This is a genomic window from Neisseria dentiae (assembly GCF_024580525.1).
Classification (GTDB): Bacteria; Pseudomonadota; Gammaproteobacteria; order Burkholderiales; family Neisseriaceae; genus Neisseria; species Neisseria dentiae_A.
The window spans coordinates 1-379 of the sequence record NZ_JANIKQ010000089.1 but is presented as its reverse complement, the minus strand read 5'-3'; the positions used below and the strand labels follow the sequence as shown (position 1 = coordinate 379).

The 379-nt window shown below is 67.5% G+C and carries 1 protein-coding gene; it reads right to left on the bottom strand.

Going from position 1 to position 379, the window contains the following annotated elements; translation table 11 throughout:
• Positions 1-369: hypothetical protein (locus tag NQ012_RS12990; RefSeq protein ID WP_257067984.1), on the bottom strand; the 369-nt coding region annotated here is incomplete at its 3' end.
• Positions 370-379 lie beyond the last annotated feature (10 nt).

Sequence of the window (379 nt, the reverse complement as noted above, 5' to 3'; positions counted from 1 at the left end):
ACGGTCCAGCTTCTCCACCCACAGGCCGCCGCGGATCGTGTTGTCGACTGCGCCGAAAGTCTGGCGCCATTCGCCGTCGGCGGTCACGCCCATGCGGTCGTTGTCGTAGTGGGTGTGGCGATACGACTGCGCGCCCAGCACGTTGCCGGCGTAGCAGTTCGGATCGTACTCGGCGGTGAAGCCAAGGCGCGGGCTGCAGCTGGCCAGGCGCTGCGCGGCACTGCCATCGGGATTGACGAAGAAAATCTGGCCACGGTTGCTGCCGCCGTACACGGTCTTGCCACCGAGGTATTCCGACTCCGGGCGACCGGCTCCGTCATCGCTGACCTGCGCCAGATACGGTGGCAGCCAGTCGCCGCGGCCTTGCATGCGGTGCCCG